13 protein-coding genes and 3 tRNA genes (1 of these 16 only partly in view) are annotated in these 15,885 nt (G+C 62.5%); 7 read left to right on the forward strand and 9 right to left on the reverse strand.

Features of this window, described 5'->3' with window-relative positions:
• Positions 1–96: 96 nt before the first annotated feature.
• The 3 genes from E8E78_RS27015 to bkdR all read right to left on the reverse strand — a co-directional run bounded on the left by E8E78_RS27015 (position 97) and on the right by bkdR (position 3,490).
• Positions 97–1,437 carry an MFS transporter gene (locus E8E78_RS27015; RefSeq protein ID WP_061203397.1) on the reverse strand — a complete coding sequence of 447 codons (1,341 nt, stop codon included), beginning with the start codon at positions 1,435–1,437 and terminating at the stop codon, positions 97–99.
• Positions 1,438–1,565: 128 nt separating this feature from the next.
• The gene (locus E8E78_RS27020; protein WP_162465270.1) at positions 1,566–2,807 is read right to left on the reverse strand and encodes a glutamine synthetase family protein; all 1,242 of its coding nucleotides are present in this window, start codon (positions 2,805–2,807) and stop codon (positions 1,566–1,568) included.
• Between the two features lie 197 nt (positions 2,808–3,004).
• Positions 3,005–3,490 carry a Bkd operon transcriptional regulator BkdR gene (gene bkdR, locus E8E78_RS27025; protein WP_012273540.1) on the reverse strand — a complete coding sequence of 162 codons (486 nt, stop codon included), beginning with the start codon at positions 3,488–3,490 and terminating at the stop codon, positions 3,005–3,007.
• 198 nt (positions 3,491–3,688) lie between these two features.
• On the opposite strand from bkdR, the gene E8E78_RS27030 reads away from it, so the two are divergent.
• From E8E78_RS27030 to lpdA, 4 genes are read left to right on the forward strand one after another with little or no spacing between them, the layout of a single operon-like run.
• Complete coding sequence (locus E8E78_RS27030; protein WP_016498508.1) at positions 3,689–4,921, forward strand: 3-methyl-2-oxobutanoate dehydrogenase (2-methylpropanoyl-transferring) subunit alpha; 1,233 nt, start codon at positions 3,689–3,691, stop codon at positions 4,919–4,921.
• A 1-nt stretch (position 4,922) separates the two neighbouring features.
• The gene (locus E8E78_RS27035; RefSeq protein ID WP_280311692.1) at positions 4,923–5,981 is read left to right on the forward strand and encodes an alpha-ketoacid dehydrogenase subunit beta; all 1,059 of its coding nucleotides are present in this window, start codon (positions 4,923–4,925) and stop codon (positions 5,979–5,981) included.
• Positions 5,982–7,253, forward strand: a complete 1,272-nt coding sequence (locus tag E8E78_RS27040; protein WP_280311691.1) for a dihydrolipoamide acetyltransferase family protein — start codon at positions 5,982–5,984, stop codon at positions 7,251–7,253.
• Positions 7,254–7,255: 2 nt separating this feature from the next.
• Complete coding sequence (gene lpdA / locus E8E78_RS27045; protein WP_280311690.1) at positions 7,256–8,635, forward strand: dihydrolipoyl dehydrogenase; 1,380 nt, start codon at positions 7,256–7,258, stop codon at positions 8,633–8,635.
• A gap of 115 nt (positions 8,636–8,750) precedes the next feature.
• Here lpdA and E8E78_RS27050 read toward each other — a convergent pair whose 3' ends face one another.
• Positions 8,751–9,749, reverse strand: a complete 999-nt coding sequence (locus tag E8E78_RS27050; protein ID WP_059394762.1) for a sensor domain-containing diguanylate cyclase — start codon at positions 9,747–9,749, stop codon at positions 8,751–8,753.
• A gap of 215 nt (positions 9,750–9,964) precedes the next feature.
• Here E8E78_RS27050 and E8E78_RS27055 point away from each other — a divergent pair, with 215 nt between their 5' ends.
• Complete coding sequence (locus E8E78_RS27055) at positions 9,965–10,489, forward strand: hypothetical protein (RefSeq protein WP_059394761.1); 525 nt, start codon at positions 9,965–9,967, stop codon at positions 10,487–10,489.
• Positions 10,490–10,801: 312 nt separating this feature from the next.
• Complete coding sequence (locus tag E8E78_RS27060) at positions 10,802–12,211, forward strand: amino acid permease (protein WP_080889181.1); 1,410 nt, start codon at positions 10,802–10,804, stop codon at positions 12,209–12,211.
• Here the strand turns inward: E8E78_RS27060 and E8E78_RS27065 are convergent.
• Both E8E78_RS27065 and phnN read right to left on the reverse strand, forming a co-directional pair.
• Positions 12,190–12,266 (reverse strand) — tRNA-Arg (locus tag E8E78_RS27065). The genes E8E78_RS27060 and E8E78_RS27065 overlap by 22 nt on opposite strands.
• Positions 12,267–12,377: 111 nt before the next feature.
• Positions 12,378–12,971 (reverse strand): phosphonate metabolism protein/1,5-bisphosphokinase (PRPP-forming) PhnN, encoded by a 594-nt coding sequence (gene phnN, locus E8E78_RS27070; protein WP_049273839.1) that lies wholly within the window; start codon positions 12,969–12,971, stop codon positions 12,378–12,380.
• Positions 12,972–13,315: 344 nt separating this feature from the next.
• Here phnN and E8E78_RS27075 point away from each other — a divergent pair, with 344 nt between their 5' ends.
• Positions 13,316–13,642, forward strand: a complete 327-nt coding sequence (locus tag E8E78_RS27075; protein WP_003254499.1) for an Arc family DNA-binding protein — start codon at positions 13,316–13,318, stop codon at positions 13,640–13,642.
• A gap of 184 nt (positions 13,643–13,826) precedes the next feature.
• Here the strand turns inward: E8E78_RS27075 and mgtE are convergent, their stop codons facing one another.
• The 3 genes from mgtE to E8E78_RS27090 form a co-directional block, all read right to left on the reverse strand.
• A complete protein-coding gene (mgtE, locus tag E8E78_RS27080; RefSeq protein WP_016498500.1) occupies positions 13,827–15,269 on the reverse strand; it encodes a magnesium transporter in 1,443 nt (480 codons plus the stop codon).
• Positions 15,270–15,702: 433 nt separating this feature from the next.
• Positions 15,703–15,779, reverse strand: a tRNA-Arg gene (locus tag E8E78_RS27085).
• Between the two features lie 73 nt (positions 15,780–15,852).
• Positions 15,853–15,885, reverse strand: a tRNA-OTHER gene (locus E8E78_RS27090) (it continues 86 nt past the right edge of the window).

Below are 15,885 nucleotides of genomic sequence, written 5' to 3' on the forward strand. Positions count from 1 at the left end.
TCGCGGGTAAACCCGCTCCCACAGGTACGGCGCTGCCCTCGGGCCTGGTGCGGTCCCTGTGGAAGCGGGTTTACTCGCGAAGGGGCCAGTGCAGGCCTACAGCGATTTGCTGACCTCACTCTCCGGCTCAAGGCCCTTCTCAGCGCCCTTCTCTTCCTCTTCGGTGTCTTCCGCCGCCACCGGCGCCTGCATCACGTCCTGCACGGTCTGCTCATCCACCCGTGGGTCCAGCGCTGCCGACAAGGGCGAACCGGCCGCCGGCATCGCCACGTGGCCCAGCGGTGCATCCTGCACCTGGTGCAGCCCGGTAACCGCTTTCGGCCGAATTCGCCACACCAGCACCAGGGCGAAGAACACGAAGAACGCATAGAGCATCTGCGGGCCCAGCACTTTCATCAGCACGCCCGCCGCCAGTGGCCCGATACACGCGCCCACGCCATAGGTCACCAGCAGCATGGCCGTCAGCGACACCCGCCGCTCGCTTTCCACGTGGTCGTTGGAAAACGCCACCGCCAGCGGGTACAGGCAGAACTGCAGCAACGAAATCACGAAGCCGATACCGAACAGCATCTCCAGCGGCACACTAGGCAATATCGCCAATGGCGCAGCCGCCAGCGCCAGGCCTATTGCCACGCTGCGGATCAGCACCGCCCGGTCGTAACGGTCAGACAACCAGCCCAGCGGCCACTGCACCAGCAGGCCGGCAAAAATACAGCTACCCATGAACAGACCGATCTGCTCGGTCGCCATCCCCTGGCTTGAGGCGTACAAAGGCGCCAGGCCGTAGAACGAGCCGACGATCAACCCCGAGCCCAATACCGTACTGAGCGACTGCGGCACGCGCTTGATGAAGAACTTCGGCTCCATCGGTGCCGGGCGCAAGGGCGCCGGGTGAATGCGCCGGGTCATTGCCACCGGCACCAGGCACAGGGCAAAGCACATCGCCACCAGCATCAGCAGCTCCGGCCCAAGCTCTGGGTGCACCACAAGGATCAGCTGGCCGAGCACCAGCCCCAGGTACGAGGCGATCATGTAGCCGCTGAACACCGCCCCGCGGTGTTTCACATCGGCCTGCTCGTTGAGCCAGCTCTCGATGACCATGTACTGGCACATCATGCCCAGGCCCACGATCATGCGCAGCCCGACCCAGGCCGGTAGCCAATTGGTCAGCCCATGCCCCAGCACCGCCGCACCGACGATACCGGCGCAAGTGGCATAGGCGCGAATGTGCCCGACCCGGCCAATCAGCCGGTGGCCGACCTTGCCGCCGACGGCCAGGCCAAAGTAGTTGGCCGCCATCAACGCACCCACCCACAGGCTGTCGACATGGTCGGCCGCCAGGCGCAGGGCCAGGTAGGTACTGAGCAGGCCCGAACCGATCAACATCATCAGCGCGGCGAAATACAACGACTGAAACGGCTTCCATACATTTCGCATACGTACCGAGAAGCTCCCTGGTCAGGTGGCGGTAGGTGCTAGCAGCATAAGGGCAAATGCCGGTCAGTGCAGGCCCCCGCCAGCAAAATGCCGTGGCGGGGACGTGTCCGGTGCAGGTCGTGTCGCGATCAGGCCTGTGCCGCCAGCACCCGGCGCTCCCACGGGGTGATCTCGTCGAAGAAATCAGTCAGCTCCAAGGTCTTGCTGGCGATGTAGCCTTCGATGAACTCGCTGCCGAACAGTTCCCGTGCCAGTGCGCTGCGCTTGAGCCGTTCGAGGGCGGCATGCAGGGTACACGGCAGGCTCAGGTGCTCGGGCACTTCAAACTCGCCCTGAATGGCCGGCGAAGGTTGCAGGCGCTGCTCGATACCGTGCAGCCCGGCCGCCAGGCTTGCGGCGATGGCCAGGTATGGGTTGGTGTCGGCACCGGGCAAACGGTTTTCGACCCGCCGCGCTGCTGGCGCACTGGCCGGAATGCGCAGGCCAGCGGCGCGGTTGTCCTCAGACCAGCAGGCATTGTTTGGCGAGGCGTAGGGGTGGCACAGGCGCTGATAGGAATTGACGTTGGGCGCGAACAGCGCGGTGAAGTCGGCCATGCACGCCTGCAGGCCGCCGATGAAATGGTAGAAGGTGTGGGTCGGCTGGCCCTGCTCGTCGCTGAACACGTTACGCCCGCTGCCGGCTTCGACCAGGCTCTGGTGAATATGCATGGAGCTGCCGGGCGTGCGCGCCAGCGGCTTGGCCATGCACACCACGGTCAGCCCATGCTTGAGCGCCACTTCCTTGAGCAGGTGCTTGAACAGGAAGGTCTGGTCAGCCAGCACCAGCGGGTCGCCGTGCAGCAGGTTGATCTCGAACTGGCTAACGCCCATTTCGTGCATGAACGTGTCGCGCGGCAGGCCGAGCGCGGCCATGCAGTGGTACACCTCTTTGAAGAACGGGCGCAGGCCATTGTTGGAACTGACACTGAACGCCGAATGGCCGAGCTCGCGACGGCCATCGCTGCCTACGGGTGGCTGGAACGGCTGCTGCGGGTCGCTGTTGGGGGCAAAAACAAAGAATTCGAGTTCGGTCGCCACCACGGGCGCCAGCCCCAGGGCCGCGTAGCGGGCGATGACCGCCTTGAGCTGGCCACGGGTGGACAGTGCCGAGGGCCGGCCATCCAGTTCAATGGCATCGCAGATGGCCAGGGCGCGACCGTCGTTGCTCCAGGGCAGGCGATGGACCTGGCTGGGTTCGGCCACCAGCGCCAGGTCGCCGTCGTCGCTGCCGTAGAATTTCGCCGGCGGGTAGCCGCCCATGATGCATTGCAGCAACACCCCCCGGGCCATCTGCAGGCGGCGGCCTTCCAGAAAGCCTTCGGCGGTCATCACCTTGCCGCGCGGGACGCCGTTGAGGTCGGGGGTGACGCATTCGATTTCATCGATGCCCTGAAGCGGAGCGGTGCTCATGACGCTTGTCCTTGTTGTTGTGCGCTGACAACAACATAGGCTGGGGGTGTTTAAAATATCAAGCACCTACGAGGCACCCCGGGATCCGTAGGGTCAGCGCAAGTCTCGACGATGGGCTACTCGCGCAAGGTCATGCCGTTGGCCGGCAGTGGCAAGGCCGTCTTGTACCGCACCTGCTTCAAGGCAAAACTCGAGCGAATATTGGCCACCCCCGGCAACCGCGTCAGGTAGTCAAGAAACCGCTCCAGCGCCTGGATGCTCGGCAGCAGTACCCGCAACAGGTAATCAGGGTCCCCGGTCATCAGGTAGCACTCCATCACCTCGGGCCGTTCGGCAATTTCTTCCTCGAAGCGGTGCAGCGACTGCTCCACCTGCTTTTCCAGGCTGACATGGATGAACACGTTTACATCCAACCCCAGCGCCTCGGGTGACAACAAGGTCACCTGCTGGCGGATTACCCCCAGTTCCTCCATGGCCCGCACCCGGTTGAAACAGGGCGTGGGCGACAGGTTGACCGAGCGTGCCAGCTCGGCGTTGGTGATGCGGGCGTTTTCCTGCAGGCTGTTGAGAATGCCGATATCGGTACGATCGAGTTTGCGCATGAGACAAAATCACCGGTTTTTTGTGTTTATGCGGAATGTTTATCTGCACCGCTCGGCAAAGGCAATCAACTTGAGAGAAAAATTCTCCTGCCGGGCCACTAAGATGTAGATGACGCTGACCTACCAGTCACAAGCCGGTATTCAGCGGCGGCCGCTTCAGAGCTCACAAAAACAAATACCCGAGCGAGCGTAAAAAGCATGAACGAGTACGCCCCCCTGCGTTTGCATGTGCCCGAGCCCACCGGCCGGCCAGGCTGCCAGACCGATTTTTCCTACCTGCGCCTCAACGATGCAGGTCAAGCCCGTAAACCCCCTGTGGATGTCGATGCTGCCGACACCGCCGACCTGTCCTACAGCCTGGTCCGCGTGCTCGACGAGCAAGGCGACGCCCAAGGCCCGTGGGCTGAAGACATTGACCCGCAAATCCTCCGCCAAGGCATGCGCGCCATGCTCAAGACGCGGATCTTCGACAGCCGCATGGTGGTTGCCCAGCGCCAGAAGAAGATGTCCTTCTACATGCAGAGCCTGGGCGAAGAAGCCATCGGCAGCGGCCAGGCGCTGGCGCTGAACCGCACCGACATGTGCTTCCCGACCTACCGCCAGCAAAGCATCCTGATGGCCCGCGACGTGTCGCTGGTAGAGATGATCTGCCAGTTGCTGTCCAACGAGCGCGACCCGCTCAAAGGCCGCCAGCTACCGATCATGTATTCGGTACGCGAGGCCGGCTTCTTCACCATCAGTGGCAACCTGGCGACCCAGTTCGTGCAGGCAGTCGGCTGGGCCATGGCGTCGGCAATCAAGGGCGATACCAAGATTGCCTCGGCGTGGATCGGTGACGGCGCCACCGCCGAGTCGGACTTCCACACAGCCCTGACCTTTGCCCACGTTTACCGCGCCCCGGTGATCCTCAATGTGGTCAACAACCAGTGGGCGATTTCTACCTTCCAGGCCATCGCTGGTGGCGAGTCGACCACGTTCGCCGGCCGTGGCGTGGGCTGCGGCATTGCCTCGCTGCGGGTTGACGGCAACGACTTCGTCGCCGTATACGCCGCCTCGCGCTGGGCCGCCGAACGCGCCCGCCGCGGCCTGGGCCCTAGCCTGATCGAGTGGGTCACCTACCGCGCCGGCCCGCACTCGACCTCGGACGACCCGTCCAAGTACCGCCCCGCCGATGACTGGAGCCACTTCCCGCTGGGCGACCCGATCGTCCGCCTGAAGCAGCACCTGATCAAGATCGGCCACTGGTCCGAGGAAGAACACCAGGCCACCACGGCCGAGTTCGAGGCTGCTGTGATTGCCGCGCAGAAAGAAGCCGAGCAGTACGGCACCCTGGCCAACGGTCACATCCCGAGCGCCGCCTCGATGTTCGAGGACGTGTACAAGGAAATGCCCGACCACCTGCGCCGTCAACGCCAGGAACTGGGGGTTTGAGATGAACGATCACAACAACAGCATCAACCCGGAAACCGCCATGGCCACCACTACCATGACCATGATCCAGGCCCTGCGCTCGGCCATGGATGTCATGCTTGAGCGCGACGAAAATGTGGTTGTCTACGGCCAGGACGTCGGCTACTTCGGCGGCGTGTTCCGCTGCACCGAAGGCCTGCAGAACAAGTACGGCAAATCCCGCGTGTTCGACGCGCCAATCTCCGAAAGCGGCATCGTCGGTACCGCCGTGGGCATGGGCGCCTACGGCCTGCGCCCGGTGGTGGAGATCCAGTTCGCCGACTACTTCTACCCCGCCTCCGACCAGATCGTCTCGGAAATGGCGCGCCTGCGTTACCGTTCGGCCGGCGAGTTCATCGCCCCGCTGACCCTGCGCATGCCGTGCGGCGGTGGCATCTACGGCGGCCAGACGCACAGCCAGAGCCCGGAAGCGATGTTCACCCAGGTGTGCGGCCTGCGCACCGTCATGCCGTCCAACCCGTACGACGCCAAAGGCCTGCTGATTGCCTCGATCGAATGCGACGACCCGGTGATCTTCCTGGAGCCCAAGCGCCTGTACAACGGCCCGTTCGACGGCCACCACGACCGCCCGGTAACGCCGTGGTCGAAGCACCCGCACAGCGCCGTGCCCGACGGTTACTACACCGTGCCGCTGGACAAGGCCGCCATTACCCGCCCCGGCAATGACGTGACCGTGCTCACCTACGGCACCACGGTGTACGTGGCCCAGGTGGCCGCCGAAGAAAGCGGCGTCGATGCCGAAGTGATCGACCTGCGCAGCCTATGGCCGCTGGACCTGGACACCATCGTCGAGTCGGTGAAAAAGACCGGCCGCTGCGTGGTGGTGCATGAAGCCACCCGTACCTGCGGCTTCGGTGCCGAACTGGTGTCGCTGGTGCAGGAGCACTGCTTCCACCACCTGGAGGCGCCGATCGAGCGCGTCACGGGCTGGGACACCCCCTACCCTCACGCGCAGGAATGGGCGTATTTCCCAGGGCCTTCGCGGGTAGGTGCGGCATTGAAAAAGGTCATGGAGGTCTGAATGGGCACGCACGTCATCAAGATGCCGGACATTGGCGAAGGCATCGCGCAGGTCGAGCTGGTGGAATGGTTCGTCAAGGTCGGCGACATGATCGCCGAGGACCAGGTGGTGGCCGACGTCATGACCGACAAGGCTACCGTGGAAATCCCTTCGCCGGTCAGCGGCAAGGTGCTGGCCCTGGGTGGCCAGCCAGGTGAAGTGATGGCGGTCGGCAGCGAGCTGATCCGCATCGAAGTGGAAGGCAGCGGCAACCATGTGGATGTGCCTCAGGCCAAACAGGTAGAAACGCCCGCCGCCCCCGTGGCAGAGAAGCCAGAACCGCAGAAAGACGTAAAACCCGCTGCGTACCAGGCACCCGCCAACCACGAAGCTGCGCCCATCGTGCCGCGCCAGCCGGGCGACAAGCCGCTGGCCTCACCGGCGGTGCGCAAGCGTGCGCTGGATACCGGCATCGAACTGCGCTATGTGCACGGCAGCGGCCCGGCCGGGCGCATCCTGCACGAAGACCTCGACGCCTTCATGAGCAAGCCGCAGAGCGCCGCCGGGCAAGCCCCCAATGGCTATGCCAAGCGCAGCGACAGCGAGCAGGTGCCGGTGATCGGCCTGCGCCGCAAGATCGCCCAGCGCATGCAGGACGCCAAGCGCCGGGTCGCGCACTTCAGCTATGTGGAAGAAATCGACGTCACCGCCCTGGAAGCCCTGCGCCAGCAGCTCAACAGCAAGTACGGCGACAGCCGCGGCAAGCTGACGCTGCTGTCGTTCCTGGTGCGTGCACTGGTCGTGGCGCTGCGTGACTTCCCGCAGATCAACGCCACCTATGACGACGAAGCGCAGATCATCACCCGCCATGGCGCGGTGCATGTGGGCATCGCCACCCAGGGTGACAACGGCCTGATGGTGCCCGTGCTGCGCCATGCCGAAGCCGGCAGCCTGTGGGCCAATGCTGGCGAGATTTCCCGCCTGGCCAACGCGGCACGCAGCAACAAGGCCAACCGCGAAGAGTTGTCGGGCTCGACCATTACCCTGACCAGCCTGGGCGCCCTCGGTGGCATCGTCAGCACGCCGGTGGTCAACACCCCGGAAGTGGCGATTGTCGGCGTCAACCGCATGGTTGAGCGGCCGGTGGTGATCGACGGCCAGATCGTCGTGCGCAAGATGATGAACCTGTCCAGCTCGTTCGACCACCGCGTGGTTGATGGCATGGACGCCGCGCTGTTCATCCAGGCCGTGCGTGGCCTGCTCGAACAACCTGCCTGCCTGTTCGTGGAGTAAGCATGCAACAGACTATCCAGACTACCCTGTTGATCATCGGCGGCGGCCCTGGCGGCTATGTGGCCGCCATCCGTGCCGGGCAACTGGGCATCCCTACCGTGCTGGTGGAAGGCCAGGCGCTGGGCGGTACCTGCCTGAATATCGGCTGCATTCCGTCCAAGGCGCTGATCCATGTGGCCGAGCAGTTCCACCAGACCTCGCGCTTCGCCGGGCCGTCGGAACTGGGCATCAGCGTTGCCTCGCCGCGCTTGGACATCGGCCAGAGCGTGGCCTGGAAGGACGGCATCGTAGACCGCCTGACCACTGGTGTGGCCGCCCTGCTGAAAAAGCACGGGGTCAAGGTGATTCATGGCTGGGCGAAGGTGCTCGACGGCAAGCAGGTCGAAGTTGATGGCCAGCGTATCCAGTGTGAACACCTGTTGCTGGCCACCGGCTCCAGCAGCGTCGAACTGCCGATGCTGCCTCTGGGCGGGCCGGTGATTTCCTCGACCGAAGCCCTGGCGCCGAAAGCCCTGCCGCAGCACCTGGTGGTGGTGGGCGGTGGCTATATCGGCCTGGAACTGGGCATTGCCTACCGCAAGCTGGGCGCGCAAGTAAGCGTGGTGGAAGCGCGTGAGCGCATCCTGCCGACCTACGACAGCGAATTGACTGCCCCGGTGGCCGAGTCGTTGAAAAAGCTGGGCATCGCCCTGCACCTGGGCCACAGCGTCGAAGGTTACGAAAACGGTTGCCTGCTGGCCAACGACGGCGAGGGCGGGCAACTGCGCCTGGAGTCCGACCAGGTGCTGGTGGCCGTCGGCCGCCGGCCGCGCACCAAAGGTTTCAACCTGGAGTGCCTGGACCTGAAAATGAACGGCGCCGCCATTGCCATCGACGCGCGCTGCCAGACCAGCATGCACAACGTCTGGGCCATCGGCGACGTGGCCGGCGAACCGATGCTGGCGCACCGGGCCATGGCCCAGGGCGAAATGGTCGCCGAGATCATCGCTGGCAAGGCACGCCGCTTCGAGCCTGCCGCGATTGCTGCGGTGTGCTTTACCGACCCAGAAGTGGTGGTCGTCGGTAAAACCCCGGAGCAGGCCAGCCAGCAAGGGCTGGACTGCATCGTCGCGCAGTTCCCGTTTGCCGCCAATGGCCGGGCCATGAGCCTGGAAGCGAAGAGCGGATTCGTGCGCGTGGTGGCACGGCGGGACAACCACCTGATCCTGGGTTGGCAAGCCGTTGGCGTGGCGGTTTCCGAACTGTCCACGGCGTTTGCCCAATCGCTGGAGATGGGCGCCTGCCTGGAGGATGTGGCCGGCACCATCCATGCCCACCCGACGCTGGGTGAGGCGGTACAGGAAGCGGCATTGCGCGCCCTGGGCCACGCCCTGCATATCTGACACTGAAGCGGCCAAGGCCGATTTGGCCCGCTGCGCCGAGAGGCGCCGCGGGTCTTTTTTCATCCAGGCACTGATCCCCGTCACCTGCGCGATCCCTTGTGTGGACCGCGTCAGGCTATGGGGCTATGGCATTCTTGCCGGCCGCCTTGGCCCGGTACAGCGCCTTGTCGGCACGCGCCAGCAGCGCATGCTGGTCCTCCCCTTCCTGCCATTGCACCACGCCATAGCTCATGGTCAGCCGGCAATCGCCCACCGGCTCCAGCTGCTCCATCACCTGGCGCAAGCCCGCCGCCACCTCCAGCGCCTCGCCCAGCGCGGCCTGCGGCAGCACGATGACGAACTCATCGCCACCCCAGCGCGCCAACACGTCGAGCTCGCGCAGGCAGGTACGCAAGTTATCGGCCACCAACACCAGCGCAGCATCGCCACGGGCGTGGCCGTAGCGGTCGTTGATCGGTTTGAAATCGTCCATGTCCATGGCGATCAGCGACAACGGCTGACGGAATCGCTGGGCGCGTTCGCACTCCGTCTGCAACGACTTTTCCAGCCGGTAGCGATTGGCAATGCGGGTCAACGCGTCGCGCTCGGCCAACTCGAGGTTCTCTTCCAGTTGCCGCTGCAATTGCTGGTTCACCCAGGACAGCTCGCGGGTACGCTCGGCCACCTGGCACTCCAGCGACTGGTTCTTCTGTTCCAGCTGCGCCACCAGGCGCTTGCCGGCGTCGATGTTGCGGTGCGCCCCGAGCATGCGCGCCACCGAACCGTCTGCGTTCTGGCCGATGATGTAGCCGCTGTCTTCGATCCAGATGTAGTTGCCATCCTGGCAACGGCAGCGGTATTCGATGAGGTAGCGCTCGTTGCGCTGGTTGATGTAGGCCTCGAAATGCGCCATTACCCGCGGGTAGTCCTCGGGGTGGATCACGCTTTCCCAGGTCAGTACCGAGTTGGCCATGGAGTGGCTGGCGTAACCGAGCATGGCGTACCAGCCGGGGTTGCGATAGACGTAGCCGGTGTTGGCATTCCAGTCCCAGATGCCATCGCTGATCAACTCGAACAAGGTGTGCAATTGCTGTTCACTGAAGCTGCCGGGTGCCGGCCTGGTTTCGTGATTCATGGACGCTCTCCCTGATGCCCAGCAACTGCGCTCCGGTCAAGGGGCTGCCGACAGTGGTGGTAATTGCCGCAGGCGGCAAGATCATGCCTTGGACAGGCAAGCATATGCCCGCCAGGGCGCAACCGAAATAGCGCCAAAGGCCTGATTTCGACCGGCACAGCGCTGGCATGGCTTTTGCGCTGGATAGCTGCCAACGATATTTCCAAGGAGGAAACATGATAATCGCCCCTAACGGCGTCAGCTGGCAGCCCACGCTCAATCAACCCCGGCACGCCAGCGATGAGCAGACAGTGGCCGAGATTGCGCCAGCCAGCACCCCAGTAACCACTGCCAACACGGCGACCCAACAGCAGCACCAAGGCAATACCGCTCAGCAAAACGCTGAGGATGCGCGCGAAGAAGCCTTTGCCAAATTCAAGGTGATGCTGCAAAACCTGGGTTCTGAGACCACCGAGCCGGTGATCGGAGAACCACTGCCAGCCAAGACTGCCCGGCAGGAGTTTCACGACTTCATGTCCAAGTCACCCGGCGAGATGATCAAGGAAAAACTGCTGCGTGAAATAGGCCTGACCGAAGAAGAGTACGACGCCCTGTCGCCGGAAATGAAAGCAAAGGTCGACGAGTTGATCGCCCAGCGCATGAAAGATGACATCGAGCGCAAGATCGAGGAGAAAGCGCAAGAGCAGGTCGCCGAGGCGGACGGCCTGGATGAAGAGCAACAAGCGGCCGGCACGGCATGAGGGAGTGGCGGCGGTCGGTAGCGAAAGTGCCGCGGGTCGTGAAAGGCTCCCCAAGCTGACCCGTTTGAAGGCGCCCGGCGGTGTCGATGTTCTGGTGGTGCATGGCTTGGTCAATTGCACCGCTACCGGCACCATCACCGGTCTCAGGAAAAATCGGCAGGATGTTGTGCAGAGAATTCGTTTGAGGTCCTTGGCCTTATTGTCCAGGGTGGCAGGCTGGTAGCTATTTGCCACGCGTGGACGCAGGCGCATGACGATGCCTGCGTTGGGGGACGTTGTCGGGTCCCCCCAACAATAAGAGAGGACAAGGAAATGCAATCCAACAGTTTGAAGCAAAGCCTCAAGCAGCGGCACATCACCATGATCGCACTGGGTGGGGTGATCGGTGCAGGCCTGTTCATGGGCTCGGGCTCACTGATCGCATCGGCAGGGCCTGCGGCCATCCTGTCGTATTTCATTGGTGGCCTGGTGGTCACCCTGGTCATGTTCATGCTGGGTGAAATGGCCTGCCGCAACCCGGATGCCGGGTCGTTCTCGACCTACGCCAACACCTGGCTCGGTGACTGGGCCGGGTTTGCAGTCGGCTGGCTGTACTGGTTCAAGTCGATGATGACCATCACCCTTGAAGCAGTCCTGCTGGGCGCCATCCTGCATGACTTCCTACCCTGGCTGCCGATCTGGGCAGGCGCCTTCCTGATGCTGGTGACACTGATGGCCAGCAACGCCTACTCGGTGCGTTCGTTTGCCGAAGTGGAGTACTGGCTGGCGGCGATGAAGGTCGCCACCATCCTCATCTTCATGCTGCTGGGCATCTCGATCCTGCTTGGCCTGCACCACGACATCCCGTCGCCTGGCCTGGTCAACCTCACCGCCCACGACGGCTTCATGCCCAACGGCCTGTCGCCGGTAATGGCGGGTGTCATCGTGGTGATCTTCTCGCTGGGCGGCAGCGAAATCGCCGCCGTGGCCGCAGGTGAGTCGGAGAACCCGCGGCAGAACGTGATCCGCGCGATCAAGAGCGTGATCCTGCGCGTGATGCTGTTCTACGTCGGCTCGGTGTCGATCCTGATCCTGTGCCTGCCATGGACCGACAAGGCCAACCTGGCCTCGCCCTATGTTTCGCTGTTCAGCCTGGCCGGGTTCGGTGGTGCGGCGGTGGCCATGAAGCTGGTGTTGTTCGTCTCGTTCATGTCGGTGATGAACTCGTTCATGTTCTCCAACTCGCGCATGCTGTTCTCGCTGAGCCAGCGCGGGCACGCGCCCAAGCTGTTCTCGCGCACCAGCGCCAAGGGCGTGCCGATCAATGCATTGCTGCTGAGCCTGTCGATCTGCACGATGATCCTGACCGTGCACTTTATCAGCGCCGGCGACCTGTTCATGACCCTGGCCAAGAGTACCGGCAGCCTCGTGATGGTCGTGTGGATCTTCATCATCATCGCCCACGTGGCCATGCGCTGGAAAACCCGTCACGAAGCGGTCGACCCCAAGGCCTTCCGCGCCTGGCTGTTCCCGTACGCCAATATCGTTGCGCTGTTCGCCTTGCTGGCAGTGATCGGCACCCAGGCGTTCGAACCGGCATCGCGTTTCCAGTTCTGGTTCACGGTGCTGACGGTGGTGCTGGTAGTGGCGGGGTACTTCCTGACGCGCACACGGATGGCGGCTGCACAGGAGGCGGAGGCAAAAATGGGAGAAACAAGAAATGGCGTCCCAGGCAGGAATTGAACCTGCAACCTTCCCCTTAGGAGGGGGATGCTCTATCCAATTGAGCTACTGAGACGCTACGACCGGCAGCGAGCGCTGCACAGCGGGATGGCCAGCATGTTAACCAGCATGCTGGCGTTTGTCATGCACCTGCCGGGCTTTTTCGCGTAATCCTTTTCTGGCACTGCTACTCCGGTGGCAGAACCCCTTCATCGCGAAGCAGCCCGAACAGGGCTGCGACCGCTGCCTCCAGGGTTGTCGAGTTGTCCAGCACATGCACTGAAGGATCGGGCGGTGCCTGCAAACGGGCGCTGCGAGCCAGGCGCTGCTCGATTTCCTCGGCGTTTTCGCGGCCACGGGCCAGCAGGCGCTGACGCAGCACTTCGGGCCTGACCTCGACCAGCACCGCCAGCAGGTTCGGGTAACGCTGGCGCGCTTCGGCCAGGTAGGCCCGCGAGCCATTCACCAGCACTGCCCTGCCCGCCGCCATCCACTCGTCCACCTGCTGCGCAATACCATAGTCCAGGCCGTTGGCGTGCCAGTGCATGGCAAATGCGCCCTGAGCACGCAGGGTCTCGAACTGCTCGGGCGTAACCCCATGAGCGGCTTCGCCTTTGGCTTCGGCTGAACGGGTAATGACGCGACGGGCAATTTCTACCCCGGCGGCCGCCAGTCGCTCACGTGAAGCGTCGATCAGGGAATCTTTCCCCGAACCCGACGGTCCTATCAGAAATATCAACCGGCCTGTCCCTGATCGACGGTCGCTTGCGTCATGTTGCATAGCCACTATGCTCTATGAAGGGAAACCGCCGCATTCTAGGTGTTTTCCTTGCCTTTTGCTGCGTTTTACCAGTTTTTGACGGCAAAAGTCTGACGGTTGGGCAAGCCGGAGCATGTAAAACTTTTCAAACCAGTGCTCATTTCTGATAATTGGTACTGGCAGAAAGCCTTTATCCGGCTCACTATTTGTCACAGAATTGACGCCAAGGAAACGGCGATGATGAGGCAAGATGAGCACCCATTTTTACTGCCGGTTGAACATTTTGTCGTCGCCACGGTCGTACTTCCACCCCGTGCGGCCAATTTGAGAACCGCTTCCCCTGAACCAAACTCCGGTCAATTTATATGCGCCCAATGAAACAGGCTATTTATTCGAGCCGCACCGCTGACAAGTTCGTCGTCCGCCTGCCAGACGGGATGCGTGAGCGCATTGCCGAGGTAGCGCGAAACCATCACCGCAGCATGAACTCCGAAATCATCGCGCGCCTGGAACAGAGCCTTATCCAGGAAGGTGCGCTGGGTGACGAGCTGAGCATGCGCCTGGACAGCCCTGAGCTGTCGCTGCACGAGCGCGAGTTGCTGCAGCGCTTCCGTCAACTGTCTCACCGCCAGCAGAACGCCCTGGTGGCCCTCATCGCTCATGATGTGGAAATGGCCGCTGACGCTTCCTGAGGCCTGCAGCGAACATGAAAAAGCCAGCGTAAGCTGGCTTTTTTGTGGCTGGCCTACCGCAACGGCATACGCCTTTGCAGGACCACTGTGGGAGCGGGCAAGCCCGCGAATCAGGCGACGCGGTGGATGGCACCGGCTGCGCCGGTGTTCGCGGGCATGCCCGCTCCCACAGGGAAAGATCGGTTTACAGCAGGAACAGCGTAGCCAGGCCGAGGAAGATGAAAAAGCCGCCACTGTCGGTCACGGCAGTGATCATCACACTCGCCCCCATGGCCGGGTCGCGGCCCAGGCGGGCCAATGTCATCGGGATGAGCACGCCCATCAGCGCTGCCAGTAACAGGTTCAGAGTCATTGCGGCGGTCATCACCAAACCCAGTGACCAGCTGCCATACAGCCAGAAAGCCACCGCACCGATCACTCCACCCCACACCAGGCCGTTGATCAGCGACACTGCCAACTCCTTGCGCATCAGGCGGCTGGTATTGCCCGGCGACACCTGGTCCAGCGCCATGGCGCGGACAATCATGGTGATGGTCTGGTTACCCGAGTTGCCACCAATACCCGCAACGATAGGCATCAACGCAGCCAACGCCACCAGCTTTTCGATCGAGCCTTCAAACAGCCCGATAACGCGGGAAGCGAGAAAAGCGGTAATCAGGTTGATCGCCAGCCATGCCCAACGGTTGCGGAACGAGCGCCAGACCGAGGCAAAGATATCTTCCTCTTCACGCAGACCCGCCATGTTGAGGACTTCGCTCTCGCTCTCCTCACGGATCAGGTCGACCATTTCGTCGATGGTCAAACGGCCGATCAGGCGCCCGCCTTTGTCTACTACAGGTGCCGATACCAGGTCATAACGCTCGAAAGCCTGCGCTGCATCATAGGCATCTTCCTCGGGCTGGAAGGACACCGGGTCGGTCGCCATGACCTCCGCTACCTTCTTCTCCGGGTCGTTGACCAGCAAGCGCTTGATCGGCAACACCCCCTTGAGGATGCCGTCGTAATCCACCACGAACAGTTTGTCGGTGTGGTTGGGCAGCTCTTTCAGGCGGCGCAGATAGCGCAGCACCACTTCCAGGCTGACGTCTTCGCGGATGGTGACCATCTCGAAGTCCATCAGCGCACCGACCTGCTCCTCGTCGTAGCTCAGCGCCGAGCGCACACGCTCGCGTTGCTGGGCATCGAGGGTTTCCATCAGCTCGTGAACAACGTCGCGCGGCAGCTCTGGGGCCAGGTCCGCCAGCTCGTCGGCGTCCATTTCCTTGGCGGCGGCCAGCAGCTCGTGATCGTCCATGTCGGCGATCAACGATTGGCGAACCGAGTCGGAAACTTCAAGCAGGATGTCGCCATCGCGATCCGAGCGCACCAGCTGCCAGACCGTCAGGCGGTCTTCCAGGGGCAAGGCTTCGAGGATATAGGCGATGTCGGCGGGGTGCAGATCATCGAGCTTGCGCTGCAGCTCGACGAGATTCTGGCGGTGGACCAGGTTTTCGACCAGGTCGTTGTGCGCGCCTTCCTGGCGGTGCGTCAGGTCTTCGACCACACGCTGGCGTTGCAGCAGTTCGACCACCTGGGCCAGGCGATCCTGCAGGCTTTCTTGCGCTTTTTTTACTTCTACTTCAGTCATAGGCGAACTCCACTCCCAGCAGCGGAGCACGCCGGGAGAATCAATCGGTCAGATCTTTCTGTATGAATCGTGTTAGCGAGTAACTACTGGGTAAGTCCATGGTGGTTTTCCACAAGCCCCGGCGGGGCTGACGGGCGCAATCATACACTGCTAAAGCTGTCAGATCGCTTAAATTTTTGGCCAGAACAATCGTTTGCGCGATAAAGGTGGGACAACGCTTGAAGCTATCAGTGCGACGGCGGCTCTGGCGTTTAAAGCACATTTGTTGTGTGTGCGTAGATGTGTTGCGATGCCTGATCGAATTTGGCGCCGCACCAGCGGCCTCAAGCTACACCACAAACATTACAGAAGAGCTTAGATCGACATGGCCAACAATTCAGTGGCGCAGAAAAACAAAAAGCCCGCTCAACTGAGCGGGCTTCTTGATGGGATATGGCGGACTCAGCAGGATTCGAACCTGCGACCGCTCGGTTCGTAGCCGAGTACTCTATCCAGCTGAGCTATGAGTCCGTGGTGGTAGTTTTAGACCAGGTTACCACTGGTTGACTGAAGTAGCTGTGCAAGCAGAGCCACTTCAAGAAAGTGGCGGACTCAGCAGGATTCGAACCTGCGACCG

Origin of the sequence: Pseudomonas sp. BN505 (assembly GCF_029873175.1) — a bacterium.
Taxonomy (GTDB): Bacteria; Pseudomonadota; Gammaproteobacteria; order Pseudomonadales; family Pseudomonadaceae; genus Aquipseudomonas; species Aquipseudomonas putida.